26 protein-coding genes and 1 pseudogene are annotated in these 26497 nt (G+C 61.7%); 8 read left to right on the forward strand and 19 right to left on the reverse strand.

Annotation, left to right across the window (positions count from 1 at the left end):
- Nucleotides 1-45 precede the first annotated feature (45 nt).
- On the forward strand, nucleotides 46-1005 hold the full coding sequence (locus Q1K29_RS06385) for a fatty acid desaturase family protein (protein ID WP_300392151.1): 960 nt from the start codon (nucleotides 46-48) through the stop codon (nucleotides 1003-1005).
- Between the two features lie 46 nt (nucleotides 1006-1051).
- Nucleotides 1052-1720, forward strand: coding sequence for a DsbA family oxidoreductase (locus Q1K29_RS06390; RefSeq protein ID WP_300392154.1), 669 nt, complete (start codon nucleotides 1052-1054; stop codon nucleotides 1718-1720).
- 69 nt (nucleotides 1721-1789) lie between these two features.
- On the opposite strand, the gene Q1K29_RS06395 is transcribed toward Q1K29_RS06390, so the two are convergent.
- The 5 genes from Q1K29_RS06395 to Q1K29_RS06415 form a co-directional block, all read right to left on the reverse strand.
- Nucleotides 1790-2161 carry a hypothetical protein gene (locus Q1K29_RS06395; RefSeq protein WP_300392157.1) on the reverse strand — a complete coding sequence of 124 codons (372 nt, stop codon included), beginning with the start codon at nucleotides 2159-2161 and terminating at the stop codon, nucleotides 1790-1792.
- A gap of 85 nt (nucleotides 2162-2246) precedes the next feature.
- Nucleotides 2247-4085 (reverse strand): ABC transporter ATP-binding protein, encoded by a 1839-nt coding sequence (locus Q1K29_RS06400; protein ID WP_300392160.1) that lies wholly within the window; start codon nucleotides 4083-4085, stop codon nucleotides 2247-2249.
- Nucleotides 4009-5127, reverse strand: a complete 1119-nt coding sequence (locus Q1K29_RS06405) for an inositol monophosphatase family protein (RefSeq protein WP_300392163.1) — start codon at nucleotides 5125-5127, stop codon at nucleotides 4009-4011. Before Q1K29_RS06405 ends, Q1K29_RS06400 begins: the two co-directional genes overlap by 77 nt.
- Nucleotides 5114-6463, reverse strand: a complete 1350-nt coding sequence (locus Q1K29_RS06410) for a TldD/PmbA family protein (protein ID WP_300392166.1) — start codon at nucleotides 6461-6463, stop codon at nucleotides 5114-5116. Before Q1K29_RS06410 ends, Q1K29_RS06405 begins: the two co-directional genes overlap by 14 nt.
- A gap of 73 nt (nucleotides 6464-6536) precedes the next feature.
- Nucleotides 6537-8003, reverse strand: coding sequence for a pyridoxal-dependent decarboxylase (locus Q1K29_RS06415; protein ID WP_300392168.1), 1467 nt, complete (start codon nucleotides 8001-8003; stop codon nucleotides 6537-6539).
- 122 nt (nucleotides 8004-8125) lie between these two features.
- Here Q1K29_RS06415 and Q1K29_RS06420 point away from each other — a divergent pair, with 122 nt between their 5' ends.
- Genes Q1K29_RS06420 through Q1K29_RS06430 form a run of 3 tightly spaced genes read left to right on the forward strand, consistent with a single transcriptional unit; the run spans nucleotide 8126 to nucleotide 11635 of the window.
- Nucleotides 8126-9196: a DUF2855 family protein gene (locus Q1K29_RS06420; protein WP_300392171.1), complete on the forward strand. Its 1071-nt coding sequence runs from the start codon at nucleotides 8126-8128 to the stop codon at nucleotides 9194-9196.
- Nucleotides 9197-9237: 41 nt separating this feature from the next.
- On the forward strand, nucleotides 9238-10653 hold the full coding sequence (gene trmFO / locus Q1K29_RS06425) for a methylenetetrahydrofolate--tRNA-(uracil(54)-C(5))-methyltransferase (FADH(2)-oxidizing) TrmFO (RefSeq protein ID WP_300392174.1): 1416 nt from the start codon (nucleotides 9238-9240) through the stop codon (nucleotides 10651-10653).
- A 7-nt stretch (nucleotides 10654-10660) separates the two neighbouring features.
- Complete coding sequence (locus Q1K29_RS06430) at nucleotides 10661-11635, forward strand: NAD(P)-dependent oxidoreductase (RefSeq protein WP_300392177.1); 975 nt, start codon at nucleotides 10661-10663, stop codon at nucleotides 11633-11635.
- An 11-nt stretch (nucleotides 11636-11646) separates the two neighbouring features.
- Here Q1K29_RS06430 and Q1K29_RS06435 read toward each other — a convergent pair whose 3' ends face one another.
- The 3 genes from Q1K29_RS06435 to Q1K29_RS06445 all read right to left on the reverse strand — a co-directional run bounded on the left by Q1K29_RS06435 (nucleotide 11647) and on the right by Q1K29_RS06445 (nucleotide 15739).
- Nucleotides 11647-12255 (reverse strand): glutathione S-transferase family protein, encoded by a 609-nt coding sequence (locus Q1K29_RS06435; protein WP_300392180.1) that lies wholly within the window; start codon nucleotides 12253-12255, stop codon nucleotides 11647-11649.
- A gap of 66 nt (nucleotides 12256-12321) precedes the next feature.
- The gene (locus tag Q1K29_RS06440; RefSeq protein ID WP_300392183.1) at nucleotides 12322-14373 is read right to left on the reverse strand and encodes a TonB-dependent receptor; all 2052 of its coding nucleotides are present in this window, start codon (nucleotides 14371-14373) and stop codon (nucleotides 12322-12324) included.
- Nucleotides 14374-14455: 82 nt separating this feature from the next.
- Nucleotides 14456-15739, reverse strand: coding sequence for a nucleoside transporter C-terminal domain-containing protein (locus Q1K29_RS06445; protein ID WP_300392186.1), 1284 nt, complete (start codon nucleotides 15737-15739; stop codon nucleotides 14456-14458).
- Between the two features lie 161 nt (nucleotides 15740-15900).
- On the opposite strand from Q1K29_RS06445, the gene Q1K29_RS06450 reads away from it, so the two are divergent.
- The gene (locus Q1K29_RS06450; RefSeq protein WP_300392189.1) at nucleotides 15901-16167 is read left to right on the forward strand and encodes a hypothetical protein; all 267 of its coding nucleotides are present in this window, start codon (nucleotides 15901-15903) and stop codon (nucleotides 16165-16167) included.
- A gap of 78 nt (nucleotides 16168-16245) precedes the next feature.
- Here Q1K29_RS06450 and Q1K29_RS06455 read toward each other — a convergent pair whose 3' ends face one another.
- Entirely contained in the window at nucleotides 16246-16614 is a 369-nt protein-coding gene (locus Q1K29_RS06455) for a VOC family protein (RefSeq protein WP_300392192.1), read from the reverse strand.
- Nucleotides 16615-16764: 150 nt separating this feature from the next.
- Here Q1K29_RS06455 and Q1K29_RS06460 point away from each other — a divergent pair, with 150 nt between their 5' ends.
- Both Q1K29_RS06460 and Q1K29_RS06465 read left to right on the forward strand, forming a co-directional pair.
- Nucleotides 16765-17682, forward strand: a complete 918-nt coding sequence (locus Q1K29_RS06460) for an SDR family NAD(P)-dependent oxidoreductase (RefSeq protein WP_300392195.1) — start codon at nucleotides 16765-16767, stop codon at nucleotides 17680-17682.
- 109 nt (nucleotides 17683-17791) lie between these two features.
- Nucleotides 17792-18190: a Kazal-type serine protease inhibitor domain-containing protein gene (locus tag Q1K29_RS06465; RefSeq protein ID WP_300392198.1), complete on the forward strand. Its 399-nt coding sequence runs from the start codon at nucleotides 17792-17794 to the stop codon at nucleotides 18188-18190.
- 9 nt (nucleotides 18191-18199) lie between these two features.
- On the opposite strand, the gene Q1K29_RS06470 is transcribed toward Q1K29_RS06465, so the two are convergent.
- From Q1K29_RS06470 to Q1K29_RS06515, 10 genes and pseudogenes are all read right to left on the reverse strand, one after another.
- Entirely contained in the window at nucleotides 18200-18853 is a 654-nt protein-coding gene (locus tag Q1K29_RS06470; RefSeq protein WP_300392201.1) for a protein-L-isoaspartate(D-aspartate) O-methyltransferase, read from the reverse strand.
- A complete protein-coding gene (surE, locus tag Q1K29_RS06475) occupies nucleotides 18841-19602 on the reverse strand; it encodes a 5'/3'-nucleotidase SurE (protein WP_300392204.1) in 762 nt (253 codons plus the stop codon). The genes Q1K29_RS06470 and surE overlap by 13 nt, the downstream gene beginning before the upstream one ends.
- Nucleotides 19599-21221: a serine--tRNA ligase gene (serS, locus tag Q1K29_RS06480; RefSeq protein ID WP_300392207.1), complete on the reverse strand. Its 1623-nt coding sequence runs from the start codon at nucleotides 21219-21221 to the stop codon at nucleotides 19599-19601. The genes surE and serS overlap by 4 nt, the downstream gene beginning before the upstream one ends.
- A gap of 88 nt (nucleotides 21222-21309) precedes the next feature.
- A complete protein-coding gene (gene tatC, locus Q1K29_RS06485) occupies nucleotides 21310-22149 on the reverse strand; it encodes a twin-arginine translocase subunit TatC (protein WP_300392210.1) in 840 nt (279 codons plus the stop codon).
- Nucleotides 22150-22385: 236 nt separating this feature from the next.
- Nucleotides 22386-22598: pseudogene (tatB, locus tag Q1K29_RS18475) on the reverse strand (Sec-independent protein translocase protein TatB); the annotation flags it as partial.
- A gap of 23 nt (nucleotides 22599-22621) precedes the next feature.
- On the reverse strand, nucleotides 22622-22876 hold the full coding sequence (gene tatA, locus Q1K29_RS06495) for a twin-arginine translocase TatA/TatE family subunit (protein WP_300392216.1): 255 nt from the start codon (nucleotides 22874-22876) through the stop codon (nucleotides 22622-22624).
- Between the two features lie 75 nt (nucleotides 22877-22951).
- Nucleotides 22952-23746: an SMC-Scp complex subunit ScpB gene (scpB, locus tag Q1K29_RS06500; protein ID WP_300392219.1), complete on the reverse strand. Its 795-nt coding sequence runs from the start codon at nucleotides 23744-23746 to the stop codon at nucleotides 22952-22954.
- Nucleotides 23743-24561: a ScpA family protein gene (locus Q1K29_RS06505; protein ID WP_300392221.1), complete on the reverse strand. Its 819-nt coding sequence runs from the start codon at nucleotides 24559-24561 to the stop codon at nucleotides 23743-23745. The genes scpB and Q1K29_RS06505 overlap by 4 nt, the downstream gene beginning before the upstream one ends.
- Entirely contained in the window at nucleotides 24558-25601 is a 1044-nt protein-coding gene (nagZ, locus tag Q1K29_RS06510) for a beta-N-acetylhexosaminidase (RefSeq protein WP_300392224.1), read from the reverse strand. The genes Q1K29_RS06505 and nagZ overlap by 4 nt, the downstream gene beginning before the upstream one ends.
- A complete protein-coding gene (locus tag Q1K29_RS06515; protein ID WP_300392226.1) occupies nucleotides 25598-26443 on the reverse strand; it encodes an SPOR domain-containing protein in 846 nt (281 codons plus the stop codon). Before Q1K29_RS06515 ends, nagZ begins: the two co-directional genes overlap by 4 nt.
- Between the last annotated feature and the right edge of the window lie 54 nt (nucleotides 26444-26497).

The raw sequence follows: 26497 nt of genomic DNA on the forward strand, positions 1-26497 counted from the left end.
CAAATATGCTTGGCTGACGCTACGCCAATCGGGTAGATTGCGTTTATGCCTGCAGCAAAACGCATACGTCCGCTCGATCTCTTCTCCCGCGAGGAGTGGGATCATGTCAGCGAACGTTCGAACCTGCTTGGAACCGGTACCGTCCTGCATGCCTGGGCTGTTATTGCGCTCGCCATGGCCGCAGCGATCTGGCAGCCAGTCCTGATCATACTCGCGATACCCGTTATCGGCGCGCGACAGCTCGGGCTAGCCATCCTGATGCACGAAGCGGCCCATGGCGGGCTGAATTCGAACGGGAAGGTCAACGACTTTCTTGGCCAGTGGCTCTGCGCAGCGCCAGTCGGCGCGCATCTGAGAAATTATCGCGGCTACCACCTGACCCACCATAAATACGCCCAGCAGCCGGAAGATCCCGATCTTGCCCTCTCTGCTCCCTTTCCTGTCACGCGGACCTCGCTCAAGCGAAAGATCATTCGCGACCTGACGGGCCAGACCTTCCTGAAGCAGCGCCGCAACCAGTTTGCCAATGCGCTGGGCCTCGGCATCCGGAAAAGCAAAGGGACGGTGAACCGGGCCCAGTCCGCGCGTGAAGCCGTCATTCCGTTCGTGGCGACCAACCTCCTGATGCTTGCCGCGCTGACTCTTGCTGGCCACTGGTGGGCCTATTTCGTGCTCTGGCTCCTGCCGCTCGCAACCTGGAACCAGTTGGTCACGCGGCTGCGCAATATTGCGGAGCATGCGGTCGTGCCGGACCATAATGATCCGATGCGCCACGCGCGCACAACATTGGCGAGCGGATGGGAGCGGCTGCTGATCGCGCCCTACTGGGTGAACTATCACTGTGAGCATCACATGTTCATGCACCTGCCCTGTTACCGCCTGCCGCGGGCCCACAAGTTGCTTGCGAAGAAGGGCATCACGGCCCAAATGGAGGTCAAGCGCGGCTATTGGGGCGTCCTGAAAGAGGCCTCGGCAAAGCCTGAAAAGGCCGCTGCCGCCGCATGACAAGCGCCAGTTCCAGCTGGCCATGCTAGCAAGGAGCCAGCCCATCATGACAAAGCTCACCATCGAAATGGTTTCCGATCCTGTCTGCCCCTGGTGCTGGCTGGGTCTTCGACGCATCCAGAGCGCGATAGCGCTCGTGCCGGAGGTCGAGGTGGAGCTGCTCTTCCGGCCCTTTGAACTCGATCCCAACATTCCAGAAGGCGGCATGAACTACCGCGACTACATGGCCAAGAAATTCGGCCCCGAGACCGAAGACAGCCGCTGGGTCGCGATGCGCGAAGCGCTGGTCCAGTACGGGCAGGAAGAAGATATCCCCTATAATTTCAGCGAACTGCACCACCGTCCGAACAGTTTCGATGCCCACCGCCTCATACGCTGGGCGCAAGGACAGGATAAAGGCGCCGAGGCCAAGGAAGCGCTCTTCTCCGCCTATTTTGAACACGCCCGCGACATTGGCGATCATGATGTGCTCTGCGATATCGCCGAAGAGATCGGGCTGGAGCGCGAGATCGTCGAGAAGCTGCTTCTGTCGGATGCCGATGTCGATACCGTGCGCGAGGAAGAGAAGCTCTTCCAGCAGATGGGCATCAGCGGCGTTCCGACCTATATCGCCATGCGCCGGATCGCCGTGCAGGGTGCGGAAAGCGCTGAAAAACTCGCAAAATTCATCAAGGCCTCTGCCGAACAGATGCCCCAGCAGAGAAGCTACGGATAGGCCAGCACCAGTGGCCGCTGAGTCCGGCGGACCAGCGGCAGGTGAGATGAATTCGGCATGAGAAACCGGCTAGCCGGAGTCCAGAAACCCCGGCCCGGGAAGGGTCCGACCCCAGTCCGAAAACGTTCCAGAAACAGCCCACTTCCAGCCCACCTGCCGGTATGCCTCGAGGCCAGCGGCGATGACGGCAGGATCGAGGTCGGCCCATGGGGCACGCGGAGCATGCCGCGTCCAGTCGCAGGGATCAGGCTGGTCCGGCTTGTAAACGGCGGTAATCTGGATCCGGCCCCGCCAGGTGACGCCGAGGGTCACCAACGTGCCCTCTGGATATGGCTCCGTCGAGCACCAGGCGAGGATGCCCAGCACATCCCAGAAGAAGATCGGCCAAGCCCAGACAGGCAGGGTCTTCAGGACGGCAATGATCCACTCAAGGGTTAGCATGCCTGCATTGGACCATGAGGTTTGAGGGGGTGGGATGGATTTTGTTTTTCCCAATATCCAGGCCCCCTGCTTCGTAGGGCCCAGCCTAGCTCAGCTGGAGTTCGACCAGGCGCTTATAGGCCCCGCCGGCCGTCATCAGCTCCGCATGCGTGCCTTCTTCAACGGCCTTGCCATCCTCGATAACCACGATGCGATCGGCGGAGCGCACGGTCGAAAGGCGATGGGCGATAACGAGCGTGGTGCGGTCCCTGGAAAACTCGCCGAGGGCCGCCTGCACCTTGGCCTCGCTCTCGGCATCGAGTGCCGAGGTCGCTTCGTCCAGCATCAGGATCGGGGCGTCACGCAGGATGGCGCGGGCGAGCGAGATACGCTGGCGCTGGCCGCCCGACAAGTTGCGTCCCATCTCGCCTGCCATGGCGTCATAGCCGCCCGGCAGGGCAAGGATAAAGTCATGCGCATTGGCAGCCTTCGCTGCGGCCTTGATCTCGTCACGGCTCGCTCCCATCCGGCCGAGCGCAATATTGGCCGCAACTGTGTCGTCGAAGAGCAAGGCTTCCTGGGCCACCAGAGCCGTCGACTGGCGCAGGCTGGCGCCGGTAAAGGCGCGTATATCGTTGCCATCCACGGCGACCGACCCAGAGAGCGGATCATAAAGCCGCAGCAATAGGTTGAAAATCGTGGATTTTCCGGCCCCTGACGGTCCGACCAGGGCGACCGTTTCACCCGGATTGGCCGAAAAGCTTAACCCCTTCAGGGCCGGCGAGCCATCTGGATAGACGAAATGGACATCGCGAAACTCCACCCCGCCCTTCGGCGCCTTCAGCTCAACCGCATCAGAGCGGTCCTTGATGGCCGGCGGCGCATCGAGGATCTCGAACACACGGTCAGCCGCCGCCCCGCCCTCCTGCGCCACGGCGTTCAACGTACCGAGCGCGCGCAGCTCCGGGGCCGCGACGGCGACCGCGCCGATCACGCCGACGAAATTGCCAAGCGACGTATCGCCCTGCGAAATCCGCCAGGCCGTGAGCGCGAGGATGCCTACCAGCGCAATGCCGCCCGTGATCTCGAGGATCGGATCGACAGCCGCCTTGTCGGTCAGCACTTTCAGGAAGAGGCGTGAGCGTTCGACAAATCCGCGCTTTGCACGCGCCTGCTGATAGTCTTCCAACCCGTAGGCTTTCACGACGCGTGCCGACTGGAAGCTTTCCGCCAGCAGCGATGTCACTTCGCCGATCTGGCTCTGCGCCCGTTTGGAGCGTTTGCGCACGCTGTTACCAAGCGCAATGACGGGCGCGAAGGCGATGGGATAGATGAGGAGCAGGACCAGCGTCAGCTTCCAGTCCATGATAAGCATGGTGAAGAAGACGCCGATAACGGTCAGCACGCCCTTGGTGAGATTGTTGGCAAGCCGCAGGCCGGCATCGCGCAGCGCGTTCACATCATTGATGAAGCGAGAGACAAAGCCGCCAGACCGGTCCCCTGACAGCCGGGCAAAGTCGCCGCCCGTCAGCGCGTCGAACTGGTCAGTCTGGATATCGACAATGGCACGTTGCACGCCGGTATTGTTGGCCAGCGTCATGACATAAAGCGACAGCGAGCGGATGGCTGCGGCGGCGCCGATAATCGCGATCAGGCCCCAGAGATACATTGGCACGCCGCCGGTCGCCGGACCGGCAAGGTCTTCCAGCGCATCGACGACAAGCTTCAGGAGATAGCCATAGGAGGCCGCCGCCACCGAGGTGATGGCCGCGCAAGTTGTGCCTAGCGCGAACCACTTCCAGTGCGGAAGATAACGTTCCCGGATCAGCCGCCACAGGCTGCGCGCGCCTTTTGGCGCGTCATGCGCCTCAGACGTGATGGTGAGACCCCGTTTCCGGATCGAGCAGCCGGTGCGCGTGCAGGATGAAATAGCGCATCTCGGCATTGTCGACCGTGCGCTGTGCGGCATTCTTCCATGCGTCGTAGGCGGCCTTGTAGTTCGGGAAGGCCCCGACGAAGTCGATCTTCGAGAGATCCTCGAACTCGACGCCGCGCACATCCTTCAGTTCGCCACCAAGGACGAGGTGAAGCAGCTGTTTGGCTTCCGGCATGTCTGCCATGGGCTTTCGCTCCGTAATCTCGGTTTTGTCATAAGGCCTGACCGTCCAGTTCGGATCGGGCAGCCGGACCCCTTTGACGCGCTCCACTAACAGAGGTTGCAGATGCTTTCCAGCCGCAATGAGGCTCCTCTGGGCAGGCTCACTGCGATTGAAGATAAAGGGTTCGCCGAGATGCGTCGAGGCTACGCCGCCGGCCTCGCTGACGATGATGCTGCCAGCAGCAAGATCCCAGTCGGACTTTCGCCACAGGGCGAGCGTCGCATCCCACTGGCCGGTCGCGACCCAGCACATGCGCAGCAATGTGGCATTCGGCTTTGGCCGGGCCAGATGCATGTCTGGCCAGGGCAGCTTCCAGGCCGGGTGGTTGAGCATCGATTCGGAGGCAATCATGCGGCAGCCCTCCTCCTGGGCGCAGGAACTCGCATGGATCGGCTCATCATTGAGCGTGGCGCCGCGCCCGCGTTCGGCGACATAGGTCTCTCCGAGCACCGGCGCGTGGACGACGCCGGCAACAGGCTGGCCGTATTCGATGACAGCGACACCAATGCACCACCAGGGCTGGCCGCTCATGAAAGCGCGGGTGCCGTCGATCGGGTCAACGCACCAGACGACATCCTGCAGCTGTGTCTGTCGCGACAGGGCGGTCTCTTCGGACAACCAGCCATAATCGGGGTAAGCTGTCATCAGCCGGTCGCGGATCAGCTTGTCGGATTCGATGTCCGCTTCTGTCACCGGGTGACCGGGATACTTCTCCCAGGAGGGCGTCGTTCCCTTTTCGAAATAGGCGAGCGCCAGACTGCCGGCTTCGATTGCGACCTGGCGCAAAAGCTCGGTCCGGTCTGAAAAGCGGCGCTCAGTTGCCAGCAATCGACATGTCCTCAATCAGCAGGCTCGGTGAGTTCCTGCGGCCGCGGAATTCAAGGTCCGAAGCCGGGATGAGCCGGGCAAACATGGATGGCAGATCGCCAGCGATCGTCACTTCCGCGACAGGGTACTGCACAGCGCCATCCTCGAACCAGAAGCCGGCAACGCCAACCGAATAGTCGCCGGTGTTCGGATTAATCGACGGGCCGAACATGTCTGTCACCAGTAAGCCCTTGCCTGCCTCTTTCATGAGCATGGCGGGGCTCATTTCGCCGGCTTCGATATGCACATTCGACGTGCCAACGCCTGGCGGATTACCGAAGCCGCCCGAGGCAAAGCCGTTCGGGTCCAGGCCGAGTTGCCGGGCCGCAGACATGTTGAGCAGCCAACGGGTCAGAACCCCGTCCTCAATCAGCAGCTTGCGCTCCACCGGCAACCCTTCGCCGTCGTGATTGCGGCAGCCGAGCGCCTTTTCGAGGAAGGGGTCGTCGACAATGTTGGTGCCGGGCGCGAAGACTTTCTCGCCCAGCCGGTCCTTGAGGAAGCTCACGCCCCGCGCGACAGATGGCCCGGAGATTGCGCCCAGGAACGCGCCGATCAGGCTGGGGGCGACGCGCTTGTCATACAGCACCACGCCCTTCTGGGTCTTCACCTTGCGCGGTCCGAGGCGCGCGACAGCCCGCTCGCCGGCGGTGCGGCCGATCTCATCGGGACCTGGCCGGTCAGCCATCTTGCGGACGGTCCAGCTGTCATGGTCGCGCTCCATCGCGCCGTCACGCTCGGCCACGGCGGCAAGGCCGAGACCTGTGGACCCGCCGGAGAGATAGGAGGCAAAACCGTTCGAGGCCGCCACCCAGCGCTCGCTCCGGCTCCAGCCATTGCCGCATCCGGCGACTGTCTTGACGCCCTCGACCCCCAGCGCCGCTGCCTCCGCCGCAACCGCGTCGGATTCCAACCTCTCCAGGGGGATTTCGCCATCCCCTTCCAGATCCAGTTCCGGCGGGTCCTTGGCCAGAAGTTCGGCCGGGGCGAGGCCGGCATATTTGTCTTCGGGCACAGCCTTCGCCATCGCCACACAGCGTTCCGCCATGGCCGTGATGGCCTCATCAGAGAGGTCCGAACCCGAGACGTGCGCCTGACGCTGGCCGAACAGGACACGCAACGAAATGCCCTGTGCCTCGGAGCGCTCGACATTTTCAAGCTTGCCATCGCGCACATCGACGCTGACGCCTTCCGAAACGCCCAGGCTGCAATCGGCGTCGGTCGCCCCTGCCTTGAGGCAACGATCAATGAGTTTTTCCAGAATATCGGCCGGAGAAGTGTTGAATGAGCTTGTCATGGCAGAGGACGTAATGGCTGGCTGCCAAGGCGGCAACGGCCAAAAGACCAGCTTTGTCAGCAGGGTGCCCGCATTACCTCTGGTTTCCACGCGAAAGGTCTCGTCCACAGCGACGTATCTCCTCGAGCAACATATCGACATCAGACAATTGCGTTCGGTGATTTGTGATATTCACGCGGATGGCGAGCTTCCCGCCTATTCTCGTGGTCGAAGGCGCAGCGATACCCTCTTCCTGAAGCCGCACCACGATCTCGTCATTCAGGCGGTCAATCTCGGCACCGCTTGCCCCTTCCCATGCCGTGTGACGGAAACAGCAGATGCTGGTCTCGACCGGTGCCAGGCGTTCGAGTTCCTGGGCCTCGTCCACGCGCTCCGCGAGATAGCGCACCTGCTCGACATTGCGGGTCACGCTGGCGCCGATCTTTTCCGGTCCGTGCTCCATAAGGTGCGCCCACACCTTGAGCGCCCGGAAGCCGCGCGAGAGTTCCGGTCCGTAATCGACGGCCCATGGAAACCCGGCAGCAAGGCCGCGCTCATTGTGCTGCAGATAATCCGGCCGCATCGAGAATGCCCGGCGGTGGGCTTCCTCATCACGGACCAGGACAAACCCCGCATCGTAATTCACGTGCATCCATTTGTGGAAGTCGAAGGCGACCGAATGGGCACGTTCCAGCCCCGAGAAACGAGGGCGCAGCACGGGGCTGAGCATGCCGCTGGCGCCGAAGGCGGCATCGATGTGGAACCACAAGCCGTGTTCAGTGGCGATGTCGGCCAGCGCGTTGAGCGGATCAATCGCGCCTGTGTTGACGGTTCCAGCTGTACCGACCAGTGCGAAAGGCTGACGCCCGGCGGCGCGATCTTCGCCAATCGCGGTCTCGAGCGCATCGGTGGACATGCGCAGCGCGTCATCCGTCGGGACCCTGCGCAGGGCATCGCTGCCGAGGCCCAGCATGTCGAAAGCGCGGGCCACGCAGGCGTGTGTTTCGGCGGAGGCATAAGCGACAAGCTGGCTGCCAGACACACCCTGCTCTCGCGACCGGAAGTCGAGCGCGACATCGCGGGCGGCTTTCAAGGCAAGTATCGTGGCCATGGATGTACCGGAGACAGTCAGGCCACTGGCGGTTTCGGGAAAGCCGAACAGCTGCCGCACCCATTGCACCAGTTGACGCTCGACATAGAGCGCGACCTGGTCGCGCCCGCCTGCATTCACGTTCATGGCCGCCGCTGCGATTTCAGCGATCATGTCTGACGGCGTACCGGAGCCATGAACCCAGCCGAAGAAGCGTGGGTGGGTGTTGCCCGGGCCATAAGGCATCAGGGAGCGGATTGCCTCATCAACCCGCATTCCGGGCGCACCTGTCGGAGGAAGCGGCTCCTGCAGCCGGGCCTTCAGCGCGTCAGGCATCGGCGTCCAGACCCGGCCTTCGCGCGCGCCCTCCATCTTGTCGATGGCATGGTCCAGCATGGCATGGGCGCGTTTGCGAAAGGTGTCCCAGTCTTCGGGGTCCAGCGTCGTATCCGGATTGTCTTGTGTCGTCATCCGCCCCTCTTAGCGAAACGGCAACCGCAATCCAGCCCGGGTTCACGGCCATCTGCTTACTATGCCGCGGGCTGGCCTTACTGTAGCCTCCACAAAAAGCGACCAAGGCAGGAGGGAACAGGATGGGCGACCAGCACTGGATTTCGAAGGACAATATCCGCAACACCAAATGGGTCTCACGCGATGCAGACGCCGGCGAGGGAGAGGTCAGGCTGACACTCGACGCTTTTGCCCTGACCGCCAACAATGTGACCTATGCGACCTTTGGCGGGCCGCCCATGCATTACTGGAATTTCTTCCCTGCAGATGACCCGGCCTGGGGCCGCGTGCCAGTCTGGGGCTTCGCCACAATTACGGCATCCAATGTGGACGGTATTGACGTCGGGCGCCGTGTCTATGGCTACTTCCCGATCTCAAGCGAGCTGACGGTGCAGCCGGTCCGGGTGGGTAAGTCCGGCTTTTCTGACGGCGCCCCGCACAGGCAGGACCTCGCACCAATCTACAGTACCTACCTCTTCACGCATACCGATCCCCTCTACGTCGCAGACCGCGAAGCCGAACAGATGCTGTTCCGGCCGCTCTATATGACCGGCTGGATGATCGTGGACAGCCTGATGAGCGCGGAAACGCCGCCGAAGACAGTGATCATCTCCAGCGCGTCATCCAAGACCGCGCTCGCGACAGCGCACGGGCTGCAACAGGCCGGTGTCACGACCATAGGTCTCACATCCCCGGGAAACGCTGACTTCGTGAAGGCCTCCGGGCTCTACTCAACGGTCATGACCTATGATGAGGCCAGCGCGCTATCGCCAGAGGCACCGGCGGCCTATGTCGACTTCACCGGGCGCCCTGCCCTGACGGCTGCCATTCACAAGGCCTGCGGCAAGGCGCTCACGCGCAGCATGGTGATCGGCATGACCGACTGGGAGAGCGACCGCACGCCAACTGACGACCTGCAAGGCCCGCAGCCGGAGTTCTTCTTTGTGCCGACTTATGCCGCCGAACGCGCCAAGGCACTCGGCCCTGAGACATTGGCCGAGATGACGCGCGAGGCGATGGTGGCTTTCTATCCAGTCTCACGAAAATTCGTGACGCCGGAGACCGTAACCGGCAAACAGGCGATCGACGCGGCGTGGGCGGACAGTGTTGCAGGTGAGGTCAGCCCCGATCGCGGGCTGATCTGCAAGCTTTAAATGGGTTGACCGGTCTTGCCCGGCGCGCCACATCGCGGGTCATGAGCATCAAACCGATCCACATCATTGGCGGCGGCATGGCCGGGTCCGAAGCCGCCTGGCAGGCGGCTGAAATGGGCGTGCCCGTCATTATCCACGAGATGCGCGGCACTCGCGGCACCGAGGCCCACCAGACCGACAAGCTCGCCGAGCTGGTCTGTTCGAACTCGTTCCGCTCGGACGATCACACGTCCAATGCGGTCGGCGTTCTCCATGAAGAAATGCGCCGCGCGAACGGCCTCATCATCACGAAGGGCGGGAAGCACCAGGTTCCCGCTGGCAGCGCACTCGCGGTGGACCGGGAAGGATTTTCCGAGGATGTGACGGCAACGCTGGAAGCGCATCCGAACGTCACCATTGTGCGCGAAGAGATCGACGGCATTCCGCCAGAGGACTGGGATAGCGTGATTATCGCGACGGGGCCGCTGACTTCGATGAATCTTGCCGATGCGATCCGCACGCATACGGGCGAAGAGGACCTCGCCTTCTTCGATGCCATCGCGCCGATCGTCTATTTCGACAGCATCGACATGGACAAGGCCTGGCGCCAGAGCCGCTATGACAAGCCCGGACCCGGCGGCGACACGGCGGCTTACATCAATTGCGCCATGAATGAAGAGCAGTACAACGCCTTCATCGACGCGCTGATCGCGGGCGAGAAGACCGAGTTCAAGGACTGGGAAAAGGACACCCCCTATTTCGAGGGCTGCCTGCCGATCGAGGTGATGGCGGAACGCGGGCGCGAAACGCTGCGCTTCGGGCCGATGAAGCCGGTGGGCCTCACCAATCCGCATGATCCGGATGTGAAATCCCACGCTGTGGTGCAGCTACGCCAGGACAATGCGCTCGGCACACTGTGGAACATGGTCGGCTTCCAGACCAAGCTTAAATACGGCGCGCAGGCCGATATCTTCCGGATGATCCCGGGGCTGGAGAACGCCCAGTTCGCCCGGCTTGGCGGTATCCACCGCAATACGTTCCTGAACTCGCCCAAGCTGCTGGATGAGCAGCTGCGCATGAAGTCGATGCCGCGCCTTCGCTTTGCCGGGCAGGTGACGGGCGTGGAAGGCTATGTCGAGAGCGCGGCGATGGGGCTGCTGGCCGGACGCTTTGCAGCGGCTGAACGGCTTGGGCGTGAGCTTACCCAACCGCCGGAGACCACCGCGCTGGGGTCGCTCATCGCGCACATCACGGGCGGCCACCTCGAAGGCAAGCAGACCTTCCAGCCGATGAACATCAATTTCGGCCTCTTCCCTGACCCTGAGCCGGGCACGGTCGCAAAGACCGACCCCGAGACCGGCAAACGCCTCAAGGGCAAGGCCAAGGGCCGCGCCAAGAAGCAGGCGCAGGCGGTGAAAGCACTGCAGGATATCGATGCGTGGCTGGCGGCGCAGACCGAAGTCGTGGCGGCGGAATGATCGACAGATGCGCCTGCTTCTGACGGGCTCTACCGGCTGGCTTGGGCGTCATCTCGCGCCGATGCTGGCTGCAGAAGGCCATGAGGTCGTTGGCCTCGACGTTGCGCCCGGTCCTTTTACACACGAGATCGGCACGGTCGCCAACCGCACCTTTGTCGACCAGGTGATGGCACGACATGGCATAGAGGCGATCCTTCATGGCGGAGCCCTGCACAAACCTGATATTGCGCGCTTCCCCCGTCAGGCTTTTGTGGACGTCAATGTCACCGGCACGCTGAACCTTCTGGAAGCTGCCGTGGAAGCAGGCCACGACCGGTTTGTCTTTACCTCGACGACCTCGCTGATGATCTCGCAGGCGATCCGGTCAGAAGAGGCCGATCACGCCGTATGGATCGACGAGCGCCATACCCCGCTCGCACCCCGCAACATCTATGGTGCAACCAAGCTGGCAGCCGAAAATCTCTGCCGGGACATCCATCTGAATACGGGCCTTGCCTGCCTTGTCCTGCGCACCTCGCGCTTCTTCCCCGAAGATGATGATACGCTGAGAGACCCGCCGCCGGACAATCTGAAAGCCAATGAATTCCTGAACCGGCGGCTAAGCGTCGAGGATGCAGCCCGAGCGCATGTCGCGGCCCTTGCAAAAGCACCGGAGCTCGGATTTGGAATCTATATCGCCTCTGCGCCGACACCCTTTTCACGAAAAGACTGCGCGGCCTTGAAACTGGACGCGGCCAGCGTGATTGCGCGCTATTTCCCTGACGCTCCGGACCTCTATGCCCGCCATGGCTGGAAACTGCCGACCTCGATCAGCCGGATCTATGATTCCTCAGCCCTGGAAAACGACCTCGGTTTTCGGTGTGAGACCGACTTCGCCGCTATTCTCGATGCACTTCGCTCCGGCAGCGATCTGCCATTCGCGCACGATGCCGCCTATTCCTCCCCGAGCGTGACCGGGGCGAAACTCATCCATCCGGGCTGAAGACCCAGCATTCAGCCGATCTTCTCTTTCGCGCGCGGCATCCATTTGCCGATATTCTCGAATTCCTCGGCCGGCTTCCATTTCATCACCCCGGCAAAGCCACAGGCGCAATAAAGCGTGATGTCGGCGATGGAGAAGCGGTCGGCGGCGACCCAGTCCGTCGAGGCGAGGCGCTCGTCGATCTTCTTGGCGAACATCTTGGCGTTCTTCTCACCCTTGGCGGCCGATTCCGGTGATTGCGGATTTTCGAGCGGCGCCATGACCGGGTGCGCGTTTCGGAACCAGGTCGCAAACTGCAGGAACAACATCAGCTCGACGCGCCGGTCCCACATCTCGATCAGGGCCTTTTCCTTCGGGTCACTGCCCATCAGGTTCGGCTCCGGGAAGACGCCTTCGAAATAGGTGCAGATCGCGCGGCTCTCGGTGAGCTTCGTGCCATCATCGAGGACAAGTGCCGGCACCTGCGCGAACGGCGAGACTTCCCGATACATTGGCGCCTTGTGCTCCTGCTTCATGATGGAGATTTCCTCGATCTCCACCTCGCCGAGCTTTCCCTTGGCCTTGAGGAAATTGGTGACGCGTTCCGGGTTCGGCGCCTGGGGGCTGTGATAGAGCTTCATGGGATCCTCCTGTTTGCACGGAGGTGTAGCGCAGGGCGTCGGCTGCGCGAAAGGCTTTCCCTTGCGCTAGTTGAACCGCTTCTTGATGCCGACCGTCGCATTCAGCGGTTCGCCCGGGAAATACCGGTTCGCGCCGAAGGCAAGATCGGCGCGGTCGGCATAGTTCAGGTCGAACAGGTTCCGCACGATGACAAAGGCTTCGAGATCGTCGGTAAACGCATAGGACGCCCGCGCCTGAGTTACGGTGTGGCCGGGATAGGTCTGCGTGTTGCCCGGATTGGTATAGTATTCGCCGATATATTCCGCCGAGACACTCGCTTCGAAAGCGTCGGTAGGACGCCATGTCAGACGAAGGTCGCCAAGCCAGTTGGGCGCGGTATCAACCTCATTGCCCGACCGAATGACTTCGGAGCCGGACGCCACGACACGGTCGAACGTATAGGTATGCTCGGCATAGCTGGCCGTGCCCGACAAGGTCAGACGGCCATCATCCAGGATATCCCAGGATGCATTCGCCTCGATTCCCTGGTGCCGGGTCGAGCCATCCGTCACGTTGAGACCATCAGAATCACGGAAGAAGAAATTCTCCTTCTCGGCATAATAGGCGGCGACATCGAAGACGAGCTGGCCATCAAAGGCCGAGCCCCTGGCCCCGGCCTCGATGCTGTCCATCGTCTCGACATCGGCCTCGGCGATGCCCTGCTGGGATTGAAGACGGTAGAGGTCAGAAGCCTGCGGCGCGCGTTCGCCGCGGGCATAGTTGACGTAATAGCTGACAGCGCTGCCGCGCGGCGTCCAGATGGCGCCGAGCTTTGGCGTCAGCAGGTCGAAACTGTCTTCGCGGTCATCCGGTACGAGGAAGCGGCCATTGGGGCCGGGCGGAACATCGGTCGAGTAATCATAGTCATGCGTCTCGCCGCGCAGGCCTGCGAGCACGGTGACGGTGTCGGAGACAGCCCACTCCGCTTCCGTCCAGAGACCGAGCATGGTCGTGTCGACAGTGTAGTCATAGTGCACGCCAACCGGGAAACGGGTATCTCCGGGGAAGAAGCCAAACGGCTCCAGCTGCGTTTCCTTGAGCCAGCCTGAGGCGACATCGACATCAGCACCGATGCGCAGCGTGACCGCGTCAGAGGCTTTCATCTCGTATTTCGATTGCAGGCCGAAAGCGTCATGGCCGTTCTCTTCCAAGCCGCCATTCGGCAGAAAGTGCTGGGCGAACGCCATTTCCTGCCAGCGATAGTAAGGCGTCAGCGTCAGCTTGCCCGGACCGAGCCAGCGGGTCAGCCGCACGGCTCCCATTGCCCACTGCGCATCGCGATAGGCTTCCGGGTTGGGGTTGGTCGTCGCCGTATCATCGTCGCGATAGGCCTTGAAGCCTTCGAGGAAGCCGGCGGTTTCCTGGTTGAGGTTCGACGCGCTGATCCAGGCGAGGCCATCCCAGCCTGCGGCGTCGAAGGCATAGCTGCCGGAGAGCTTCTGCTGTTCGACGCTTGTATTGTCGCGCCAGCCGGCATCATCCTGCAGCGACAGCGAGAGGCGGGCCGTGTCATCGAGATTGCCTGTCAGATCGGCTTTGTAGCGATTGAGCGTCGAGCCCGACAGGCGCATATCGAGATAGTCGCGCGGCGTCGGCTCTCCGAGGATGACATTGATCAGTCCATGGACGGCGTTCGAGCCGTATTTGGCAGAGCCCGGCCCACGCACGATTTCGATGGCCTCGGCAACTTCGTGATGGATTTCGAACAGCGAGTTCACATTGCCAAAGGCCGGTGACCGTGTCGGCAGCCCGTTCTCTAGAATCAGAAAACTCCCCTGCCCCGCACCGCCCGTCAGGACAGGTGAACGAAGGGCTATCAGATGCTCCTGACCGGAATTCATCTGGATGTTCACGCCGGGAAGTTCGTTCAGGATCTGGGCGGGATGGTCAGCATCGATTTCATCGATCGTATCCGCTTCAAGTGTCGCAACACTACCAGGCTGGGTGACAAGGCGGTCACCGTAAACAGTTACCGGCTCCAGTCGCGACGCACCGTCTCCGCTTTGGGCATTTGCGGCTGCAAATACCGATACCAAGGCAAGACTGGCAGATGTCGCAAGCAAGGCGCGGAGCGGCATGAATTCACCCGTAAACTGGAGGAAGTGTCTGATACCCGCGTTCTAGGCCGCTGCCCCTGCCCTGACGAGTCCCCTCGCTGCGTCAGCCTGCAGAGCCGATGAAGAGCTGCACGGGAAGCGCACCAACGACGGCGCCCGACAGGCAGGTCGCAAGCGTGCCTGCGATCAGCGTCTTCCAGGCCAGTTCGAGGAAGGTAGAGCGGCGCTCCGGGCAAATGATGTTCAATCCGCCGATCAGGATGCCGATGGAGCCGAAATTCGCAAAACCGCAAATGGCGTGGGCCGTGATGATGCGCGTGCGCGGGTCCATGGCGTCTGCGGGAACGTTGCCGAGCTCGATGAAGGCAACGAACTCCGTCAGCACCGTCTTGATGCCCATGAGCGAGCCCGACAGCGAAGCCTCCTGCCAGGGCACGCCGATCATGTACATCAGCGGCGCAAAGATCCAGCCGAGGATGCGCTGGATGGAGAGCGGCTCACCGTAGACATCTGGCAAGGCGCCCAGCCCGGCATTGGCAAGCCAGAGCAGCGCCAGGGCGGCGATCAGCATGGTTGCGATGTTGAGGACGATCTGCAGACCATCTGCCGCGCCCGTCGCGAATGCATCCATGGTGGAATTGTATTCGAAATCCGGCTCGTGAGCGCGCTGGTGCTCGTCGACGGTTTCCGGAATCATGGTGAGCGCCATGGCGACAGCGGCCGGTGCTGCAATGATCGAAGCGGTCAGGAGTTGCGCCAAGGGATTGGCCATGACGCCCTCGAGGAAAGTCGTGTAGATGACGAGGACAGAGCCTGCGATGGTCGCGAAACCGGCGGTCATCAGGATGAAGATTTCAGACCGGGTCATGCCGCGGATATACGGCTTGATGAGCACAGGGGCTTCGGTCATGCCCATGAAAACGTTGGCCGATACGGCAAGCGACGTCGCGCCCCCCAGACCCATCCCCTTGCGGAAAATGAAGGCGAAGCCCTTGGTGATCCAGCGCAGGATATGCCAGTGCCAGAGGATTGCCGAGAGCGCAGCGACCACGATGACGACCGGCAGGATCTGGAAAAAGAAGAGCGGCGGGGCGTCGCCCGTCATGATCTCGCTGGCGGCCTGGTTGTCACCGACATAGCCGAAGACGAAGCTCGTCCCGTTCCGGGTGGCTTCCTGCAGGCCATCGACAATCACGTTCGCCTTGAAGAGGATGTTGCGGACCGGCGGCAGACCGAACAGGATAAGCGCAAAGCCGAACTGGATCGCGACGGCGCCGAGTACGATGCGCCAGGGAAAATCCTTGCGGCGTTCGGACAGGATCCAGCCAATGCCGAAAATCAGCGCGATACCAATCAACGCGCGCGCATTGTCCCAGCCCCATTCCATGCCCATCTCCTCTCGCCACGGATGATTCAGCCTTAGCCTGCGACGGCCAAGCGCTCTACCCCTCTTCTTCAGGCCACGTCAGCCGGCGCAGCCTTCCTTTGGAACGAGGGAGAGGCCCGTCCGTTACTGATGTGTGAGTTAACGTCTGAAAGGAGAGACATATGAAACGTCAAAGATTCGTCCCCCTGAGAGAACAGACGGTCGTCATGGAACCGCGCCCGGTCACGACTGATCAGGTCGATGCGGTCCAGAACTCCTCGGAGGCCCTTGATGTCCGGATGGCAAAGCTGCGCGATCTGCGCCAGCAGCATGCCGAGTGGGCCAACCGCCAGAAGGAAACCGATGGTGCCCCGCTCTTGCGCTACATTGATGACGGTATGCTGCGCATGCTGCGTCAGGGTGACCTGGAAGAGGTCGAAGTCGCCTAAGCACGGCCTTTGAGCCAGAAATGAGAAAGACCGCCAGTTATGTGACTGGCGGTCTTTTTTTGACGTTGCGTTTGGGGGCTAGCCCAGCTTGCAGACGCAGATCTTGTTGCCATCCGGGTCGCGGAAGTAGGCGCCATAGAAGGTCGGCATACGGTTGCCCGGCTCGCCCTCATCCGCTGCGCCCAGCTCCAATGCCTTCTTGTAAACGCGGTCGACTGTGTCGTTATCCGGCGCAGCAAGCGCGGCCATGACCCCATTGCCAGCCGAAGCGGTCTGTTCGTCATAGGGGCCGCCAACCGCTAGCATGGGCTGGCCGGGACCGGTGCCGTAGAAATAGAGACGGCCATTGTCGAAGAAGCGTTTCGCGCCAAGCTCAGGCATCAGCGCATCGTAGAAAGCGGTCGCTTTTTCCGTGTCATTCGAACCAAGTGTCACATAGGCCAGCATAATCGGGTTTCCTCCTGTATTGAGGCATCACATGCAGCATGGCGAAAGGCGCTGTGCAAGCGATGACCTTGCGCCAATGCTTGACGATCGCGTGAACCGGTGCTGCAAGGCTCAGCAACAAGAATCCATAGTATCCTGAGGAGCTTACTCATGTCCGATATCCGTTTTGATGGTCAGGTCGCCATTGTCACCGGCGCCGGCGGCGGTCTTGGCCGTTGCCACGCGCTCGAGCTTGCACGCCGCGGCGCCAAGGTGGTCGTCAATGATCTTGGTGCGTCCATGGATGGCTCCGGCGGCAGCTCGGAAGCGGCCGATGCTGTCGTGAAGGAAATCGAGGCGCTCGGCGGCGAAGCCATCGCAAACGGCTCATCGGTGACCGATGATGCCGGCGTGAAGAAGATGATCTCTGACGCCATGGACAAATGGGGCCGCATCGACATCCTCATCGCGAACGCTGGCATCCTGCGCGACAAGTCGTTCTCCAAGATGACGATGGAAGACATTCAGCTCGTCGTCGATGTCCACCTCATGGGCTCTTTCAAGCCGATCAAGGCGGCCTGGGACATCATGAAGGAACAGAATTACGGCCGTATCGTCGTGACCACGTCCTCAACCGGCCTCTACGGCAATTTCGGGCAGGCGAACTACGGCGCTGCAAAGCTCGGCCTCGTCGGCATGATGAACACGCTGAAGATCGAAGGCGCGAAGAACGACATCAAGATAAACGCCGTCTGCCCGGTCGCCGCCACGCGGATGACTGAAGGCCTGATGTCGCCAGAAGTGCTCGAACAGCTGAAGCCGGAATATGTAACGCCGGGCGTGATGAACCTGGTCAAGAAGGAGGCTCCCACGGGCATGGTTCTGTCAGCAGGCGCTGGCGCCTTCTCCATGGCCGAGATTGTCGAGACCAACGGCACCTATGTCGGTCAGGGCGACGAGCTGACCGCCGAAGCCGTCGAAGCCGCCTGGGACAAGATCACCGACAAGTCGGTGCAGACCCATTTCAACATGGGCGGCGAGCATGGCCAGAACATCTTCGCCCGCCTGGCCGAGGGCAAGAAAGACTGATTTCCGGTCAGCCGACCACAATTCCAGGCTGGCCCGGAATGGCGTCCCTTGTCATTCCGGGCCCGTCATGCACCTAATGGCGTGAACATTCACAGGCGGGGGTCTGAGCATGCGTATCCTTATCCTAGCTATCGCTGTCCTGATGGCGGCCGCCTGTCAGGAGCAGACAGCAGACCAACCGGCCGACTCCGCCCCGGCGGAAGAGACATCGACTGAAGACGCCATCCCGGACGCCCCCGCTCCGGCACCGGATGCTGAAGGCGCCATGTGCGGCGGCGTCGCCGGTATTGCCTGCCCCGCCGGGCTCTACTGCAAGCAACCGGACGGCCAGTGTCTCGAAATCATGGACGGCAGCGGCACATGCGAGCCCCTCCCGGAGGTCTGCACGCAGGAATACGCGCCCGTCTGCGGGTGCGATGGCCAGACCTATGGCAATGCCTGTGAAGCCGCAGCAGCTGGCGCCAGCGTTGCTGCCGAAGGCGAGTGCGCCGGGGCAGATGTAGAGTAACGCAGCCGCCTAGAGCGCAGCCGATTTACCGGCCCGCAGAAGCGGTAGCGGTTCCAGTATCTGAAAATCACTCTGCTCGCCCTTGCCGGTGACGCGGCGGATCACCTGGTCCTTGCCCGTCTCGTTGAACGGCGTAACAAGCGCACCATCCTTGGCCAACTGCCCCAGCAGCCCCTCCGGAATCCCGGACACCGCACCTGTCAGCAGGACACGGTCGAATGGCTTGTGCTCCGGCCAGCCATCCAGGCCGTCACCATGCTTCAGCGTCACATTCTCGACCTTCAGCTCGAGCATACGGGCGCGCGCATCGGTGACGAGTTTCTGATAGCGGTCGATGGCCCAGACATGCCGACCGATCTGCGCGAGGAGCGCCAGCATATAGCCGCTGCCAGCACCGATCAGGAGGATACGGTCTTCCTTGCCCGGCGTCGCTTTCAGGGCACCCAGCAGCTGGGCCACGACAACCGGTTTGGGAATCATTTGCCCGCAAGGAATCGGCAGGGCGGTATCCTCATAGGCCAGCTCTGCAAGCCCTGGTTCGACAAAGACACCCCGGTCGATCGTTTCCATGGCCGACAGCACACCATCGTCACGAATGCCCTGCCGGCGAAGCAGCAGCACCAGGCGCGCGGCCCGGAACGGATCGGCAATCAGGTCCGCCATGAGGCCTTCAGCTCCTCGAGGTAGCGATTATGCGTCAGGTCGACATGCAACGGCGTGACCGAAACGCGCCCTTCATAGATCGCGCGCAGATCGGTGCCCTCATCCGGCTTTGAAAGCCGCCCACGAAAGCCGATCCAGTAATAATCATTGCCGCGAAGATCTTCGCGCCGTTCGGTGTGAATGATCTGTTCGTCGCGGAAGCCTTGCCGGGTCACTTCCACACCGGCGACATCCTGAGGCTCGCGGTCCGGAAAATTGATGTTCATGACGACATCATCGGGCCAGCCTTTCTCGATCAGCGGCTTTAGCACTTTCGCGCCCCACTGTTTCGATGTCTCCCAAGGCAACGATCCACGTTCGCGAAAGCTCTGCGCCTGGCTGAGGGCAACGGACGGAACACCGAGATGCATCCCGAACATGGCACCGGCAATCGTCCCGGAAAGGCTGGTGTCCTCGGCGATATTCTGCCCGCGATTGACACCCGACAGGATCAGGTCCGGCTTCTCGTCCATGAGGTCGTGGACGGCAAGAAGGACGCAATCGGTCGGCGTGCCCATAACCGCCCAGCACTGCTCACGTACTTTTCGCGTACGCACCGGCTGGGTCAGCGTGATCGAGCGCGACTGGCCGGACTGTTCGACCTCCGGTGCCGCGATCCAGATGTCATCAGAGAGCTCGCGCGCAATGCTTTCGAGGACGGAAAGCCCGGGCGCGTGAATGCCGTCATCATTGGTCAGGAGGATTCTCATCCGATCACCTCAAGCCCGCCCATATAGGGCTGCAGCACAGCCGGGACATCAATCGTGCCGTCTTCGCGCTGATAGTTCTCGAGGATCGCAACCAGCGTACGCCCGACGGCCAGACCGGAACCGTTCAGTGTGTGGACGAACTCCGGCTTCGGTTTGGGGTTTTCCTCGGTCGGTGCCGGGCGCCAGCGGGCATTCATGCGGCGGCCCTGGAAGTCCCCGCAATAGGAGCATGAGCTGATCTCGCGATAGGTGTCCTGGCTCGGTAGCCAGACTTCGAGGTCATAGGTCTTGCGCGCCCCTGCCCCCATATCGCCGGTACAGAGCAGCATGCGCCGATATGGCAGCTCGAGACGCTCAAGGATGGTCTCGGCGCAGCGCGTCATCCGCTCAAGCTCTTCCAGCCCCTCCACTTCGTCGCGCACGATGGAAACGAGCTCGACCTTGTTGAACTGGTGCAGACGGATCATGCCCTTCGTATCGCGGCCTGCGCTGCCGGCTTCGGAACGGAAGCACGGCGTGTGCGCGGTCAGGCGCCGCGGCAGGGTGTCGGCGTCGAGGATCGATTCGCGGACGGTATTGGTGAGCGCGACTTCAGCAGTCGGCGTCAACCAAAGTTTATCCGTCAGCTCACGCATGACCGAATCTTGATCGTGAGCAAGCTTATTTCGGGTCGATTTGATTTCCTGAAGCGCTTCCTCGGAATTGTAGTCGATATAGGCAGTTGCCGCCTTCTCCACGATCTGCCTGAATTGCTGGTTCAGCAATTTCATCTGCAACATGGATGAGTCCATGTAATCTTCGATATGCACTCTATCCATTGCTGCGGCAATTGAGCGGCGATCAACCGTCTCATCGACGTTACGAAGACTTTCAAACAGGCTAATCAGATAAGTCAGCGCTCTGAGCCTAACGTTCCCGACTTGAACAATAGGCTTAATCCCAAAGATTCCCGAAAACAGATCCTCAGCAAACTTTGGCAACTGACCTGTCCCCACAAGCGCCTGATCCCGCACTAGGACAGGTGGGCTCGTCTCCTCATAGCCATGCTCGCCGGTCTGGACGTCCAGCATGTAGTTCGCCAGCGCGCGTTCGAGCCGTGACAGCTGGCCGCGCAGAAGCACGAAGCGTGAGCCGGACATTTTCGCCGCCGTCTCGAAATCCATCATGCCGAGGGCTTCGCCGAGGTCAGCATGATCCTTCGGGGCAAAGCTCAGCGCCGTGGGCGTGCCGACCTTTTTCTGCTCGACATTGGCCTCTTCATCCTCACCTTCGGGCACATCGGCCAGCGGGATGTTGGGGAGGCCGAGCAGGAGGTCGTCCAGCGCCTCGCGGGCCGCCGCTTCCTGCTCGCCGGCGGCTTCGATCGTGTCCTTGGCTTGCGAGACGACCGTACGCAGGCGTTCGAACTCCGCCTCGTCGCCCTTGGCCTTGGCCTGGCCGACGAGCTTGGAGTTGGCATTGCGCGCGCTTTCAGCCTCCTGCTTGTCGGTGACGGCTTTGCGGAGCGCACTGTCATGCGCAAGGATCTCGTCGACCTTTTCGCCCAGCCCCGGCTTGCGCCGGTTCCAGGCATTGCGGAAGACGTCTGGGTTTTCGCGGATCGCGCGGATGTCGAACATGTCGTCTCTCTGAATTCCGGAACAACGGTACGGGCACCCCTGTAGAGGAATTGGCCGCGAAGCGGAACCGGGCAGATGACGGCAAACCCTAGTCTTCTGCCTCTCTCGCCGCTTCTTCTTCGGCAGCCTTCTTCTCCATCATGGCGACGCACCAGATAGAAATCTCATAGAGACAGTAGACAGGCACGGCGAGCATGACCTGCGAGATCAGGTCTGGCGGCGTGAAGAAAGCGGCTGACACAAGAATCGCGACCACCGCGTATTTGCGTCCAGACCGCAGCGTATCGGACCCGATGATGCCCGCCCGCCCCATCAGGCTGAGGATCACGGGCAGCTGGAAGGACAGCCCGAAGGCAAGCATCAGCGCCATGACCAGCGAGAGGTACTCCGACACCTTGATCTGTGGTGTGATCGCAGCAATTCCCTCGCCGCCCATTTGCTCGAAGGACAGCGCAAAGCGCGAGATCAGCGGCAGCATGACAAAGAAGACGAAGAGCGCGCCGATCACGAAGAGCACGGGCGCAGCGATCAGGAAAGGCAGGACGGCGCCTTTTTCACGCCGGTAAAGCCCTGGCGCGACAAAGGAATACATCTGCCAGCCAATGATCGGAAAAGCGACGAAAACACCGGCAAAGAGCGCCAGCTTGAGCTGTACGAAAAAGACTTCCAGCGGCGCGGTGTAGATCAGCTCGAAATTGGCATCCTGCCGTTCCAGCTCGGCCACAGCGACGAGTGGCCCGAGGAGAATATTGTAGAGCGGCCTGGCGACGAAAAAGCAGCCGATTGTTGCAGCGGCCAGGGCAACGATGGACCAGATCAGACGCGACCTCAGCTCGATCAGATGATCAAGCAATGGCGCCCGCGAGGACTCCAGTTCGTCGTCATCGGTGATGTCCGGGCGCTCGTCAGCGCGCATATCCTTGCTCATGTAGACCGGGCCTTCTTCTCGGACGGGTCTGTCTCTTCAGGCGCGATATCAGGGGACTCCTCCGGCACCTTCTCTTCCGCTGGCGTGGGAGTCTCTTCGGAAGCATCGTCCGGAATCGCAGCCGGACCACCCTCCATACCGGTTTCCGGCATGGGGTTTTCCATCATGACCTTGCGATTGATGTCGGCCTCGGTGCGCTTGAGATCGTCAACGGCCTGGGTCAGCTCATTGTCGCGGCGCAGATCCTCGATTTCCTTACGGAGTTCGTCGAGTTCGGCCTGGCGGGCGATATCGTCAAAGGCGGACTGGAATTCGCGCGCCATGGACCGGCCCTTGGCCACGAACTGGCCAAGCTTGCGCATCATCATGGGCAAGTCCTTCGGGCCGACAACGATCAGGGCAATGATCGCGACGAGCAGGAATTCCGTGAATCCGAATTGAGGAAGCATGGATCAGTCGCCTTCCTCAGAGCTTAGCTGGACGACTTCGTCTTGTCCTTTTCAGGGGTGACGTTGACCATCTTGTCGTCGCTGAGCGACTTGCCTGAGGAAGAGTCCTTCTTCTTGACCTCTTCATCCTCATCATCGTCATCGTCGTTCAGGCCCTTGCGGAAGGACCGCATGCCCTTCGCCATATCACCCATGATCGAGGAAATCCGCCCGCGCCCGCCAAACAGAAGCAGGGCGACAACAAGGACAATGAGAAGCTGCATCCAGCTGGGGGCCATGGCCGTACTCCGAGTTTACATCAGCACAGATAGCGCTGAGCCGGGCGCGGCTCAATGGGCGCGCCTGACTTTGCCCTAGTCGTCCTCGCTCTCGGAGTCCATGAAATCTGTCACGAAGGCAGCGTCTTCAGCGCTTTCTTCGCGTGATGAGGTGTCGTCCAGATCGCGCAGCGGCAGTTCGACCTCGCTCGGATCGAAATCATCCGGAACAACGTCTGACAGGAGACCGCCGGCTTCCAGTTCAGCGCGGCCGGGCAACAGCTCAAGGCTCTCGAGCCCGAAATGCTCAAGGAAATCATCGGTCGTGCCATAGGTGACCGGGCGGCCCGGCGTCTTGCGGCGCCCCTTGATTCGCACCCATCCGGCTTCCATCAGCTGGTCGATTGTGCCCTTGGAGACGGCGACCCCGCGTACCGCCTCGATCTCGGCACGGGTCACCGGCTGGCCATAGGCGATGATGGCCAGCGTCTCGAGCGCGGCCTGGGAGAGCTTCTTCTGCTCATGGCGCTCTTCCACGAAAAGATAGGAAAGATCTTCAGCCGTCTGGAAACGCCACTTGCCGGCCACCTCGACGAGGTTCACCCCGCGATGGGCATAAGCCGCTTTCAGCGACATCAAAACCTGAGCGGCGTCCACACCTTGAGGCAGGACCTCGGCGATCTGCTCTGCCGACAGCGGCTCGCCAGCAGCGAAGAGGACTGCCTCGGCGCGGCGCAGCGCTTCTGCGCTTTCATCGACTTCCCCGCCGCCGGTCTCGGAGAGTGCCTCGGCAGAGCGACGGTAGGCAAAGGAAAGCTGACGCACGGCGTTGCGGATGTCATCCGGTTCGTCGTCCATGGCCTCATCTTTCATCTGGGGTATCGCATTCATGCGGTGAGCCCTCCCCTTTCTTCCTGGTTGCCGCGCAGATAGAGCGGCGAAAAATGCTGGTCCTGCCGAAGCTCGACATCACCATCGCGGGCGAGTTCGAGCGCAGCGGAGAAAACGCTGGCCATGACAGAGCGCGGCGGGATGTCACCGGCAATGTCCTTCATGCGGGCGCGCAACTCATCAAGGCTCGCCCATTCATCAATCAGTTTCGACAGACTCTTCAGCGAGTCGCGCGCATGTTCGAGCGGCAGGACAAACTGGTGCTCGATCTTGTGTGGCGCGGCCTCTTCGCGGCGCTGGCGGATCGAGCCGAAGGCCTGCATCAGGTGCCAGAGCGTTGTGTCATACTCGGTCTGCTTGATGACGCGCGGCTTTTCCGGCGCGCCGCGGACAAAAACATCCTGACCGAGCTGGCCGAGCTCCATGAGCTGGTCGCCAGCCTCACGCATGGCATCGAGCCGTTTCAGGCGGAAGGCCAGCCGGGCGGCCATCTCCTCGCCATCCATCTCGTCATTGTCGGCCTTTTCAGGCTTGGGCAGCATCAGGCGCGACTTCAGGAAGGCGAGCCATGCAGCCATGAGGAGGTAGTCGGCGGCGAGGTCTATTCGCTTCTTACGGGCATCCTCGATAAAGCCGAGATATTGCGTTGCCAGCTCCAGCATGGAGACCTTGAGCAGGTCGACCTTCTGCTTGCGGGCAAGGTCGAGCAGCAGGTGAAGCGGGCCCTCATAACCGTCAATATCGACGGAGAACATGTCTTCCGCTTCGATGTCCTCGCGCTCGACGAGATCGGTGGAAACGAGTTCAAGGCTCATGCGCCGGCCACTCCCAAATGCGGGATGAGCGCGCGGAATTGCTCCCAGCCCGCCTCTGAGTCGAACGCCGTGGCCCGCTTCGAGGCGGCCTCTGCAGCCTCGGCCCGCTCAAGCGCACGTCCATCGAGCATAGGGGCAGCTTCAGCCACTTCCGTCATTTCGGCGAGGATGGCGTCGGCATCACTCAAGAACCCCGAGCAATGCAGCAGCACATCGCACCCCGCCTCGATCGAGGCGTGCGCACGGTCTGTCAGAGAGCCCCCCAGGGCCTTCATGCCGAGATCATCTGTCATCAGGAGGCCATCAAACCCGATTCGGTGCCGAATGACTTCCTGAATCATCTTGTGGGAAACGGTTGCCGCCTTGCCGGGGTCGAAATGGTCGTAGGCAATATGCGCCGTCATCGCCATCGGTGCGTCCGTGACATGCATGAAGGCGGAGAAGTCGGAGGTGAGCTCATTGTCGCCCGCTGTGACGCGCGGCAGCTCGAGGTGGCTATCGGCCATGGAGCGGCCATGGCCGGGAATGTGCTTGATAACGCCGGCGACACCGCCATCCTCAAGGCCCTGGAGCGCAGCCTTTGCCAGCGCGCCGACCTTGTCGGGATCGGTCCCGAAGGCCCGGTCGCCGATGACATCATGCGCGCCGGGTTGTGGCAGATCACAGACCGGCGCACAGTCAGCATGGATGCCAATGGCAGCCAGTTCATGGGCGATCAGCCGGTGACCAAGCCAGATCGCTTGAAGCCCCTTTTCGGGATCGGCATCATAGAGGTCGCCATAGACCTGCCCCTGCGGGAAGAGCGGCCATTCCGGTGCCTTGAGGCGTGCAACGCGTCCACCTTCCTGGTCAATAAAGATCAGGATCTCACGGCCGACCGCATTCCAGATATCTTCAACCAGCCGGCTGACCTGCACCTTGGAGTGGCAGGAACGTCCCATCAGGATGACGCCCCAGGGCTTGTGCTCTGACAGGAGCGCCGCCTCGTCGCGCAGCAGGTTGGCGCCCGCGACGCTCAGGATACAGGCCTTGTTGTTCATGCAGTCCCGCGAACGACGATGCAGTCTCCACCCTCTGCCTTGTAGGCATCACAGAAATCGGAGGCGCTTTCACGCGTGCCAAAAGCGCCCGCGCGCAGACGGAAGTAGACCCCTTTTGCCCCAAGATCGGCCCGTTCGATGGACATGCTGGCTCCTTCGAAGATTGTCGGGTTGGACCGGCGCGCCTTTTGCCAGGCCGCAGTTGCAGCTTCCTCACTGCGAAGCGCCGATATCTGGACAAGATAGTCGCCTCCGGGGGCAAACGCAAAGCGCGATGCAGGTGGCGGCGCAGGGCTGACGGGTTCGGGTTGCGCCACTGGGCGCTGTTCCGGCTGAGACTCCACAGGCGGGAGCGCCTCTTGCGAGGAAGCCGGGGTCTCGGACACGATGCGCTGGCCGGACGCCAGCTCGTCTTCTGCTGGTGCTGCCTGCGTAGACGCCTCGCCTTGCGGCGATGAGGGACGAAGATCCTGTGGCGGACCACCCCGTAGATAGCCATCGTTACGACTGGAAACCTGCTGCGGCGCCGTCTTCGGCGCACGCTCGCTGCCGTCGATCACGTCGTAGAGCATGCGGTCCAGGTCATCGATCTCGACCCCACCGCGATCATCCGGCACGCGTTTATAGGGCTGGGCCTCGGCCACCACCATCGGCAGCGCGCCGTCCTGCGGGCGAACGCCCTGCCGGTATGTATTCCAGACAACGGCGGCGAAGACGATCAGCACGCCGATTGCCAGTGTCAGGATCAGCGGTCCACGCGCGGTTTCGTCATCGCGGATTTCAAACCCGCGATATTCTTCTTCATAAGGCCCAAGATCGGTCTCACGGTTGCGATAAGTCATTCTAAGTCATCTGCCCCTGATGAATCTCGATTTTGGTTAAGATTAGGGGGCGCT

This window comes from Henriciella sp., from assembly GCF_029937755.1.
Taxonomy (GTDB): Bacteria; Pseudomonadota; Alphaproteobacteria; order Caulobacterales; family Hyphomonadaceae; genus Henriciella.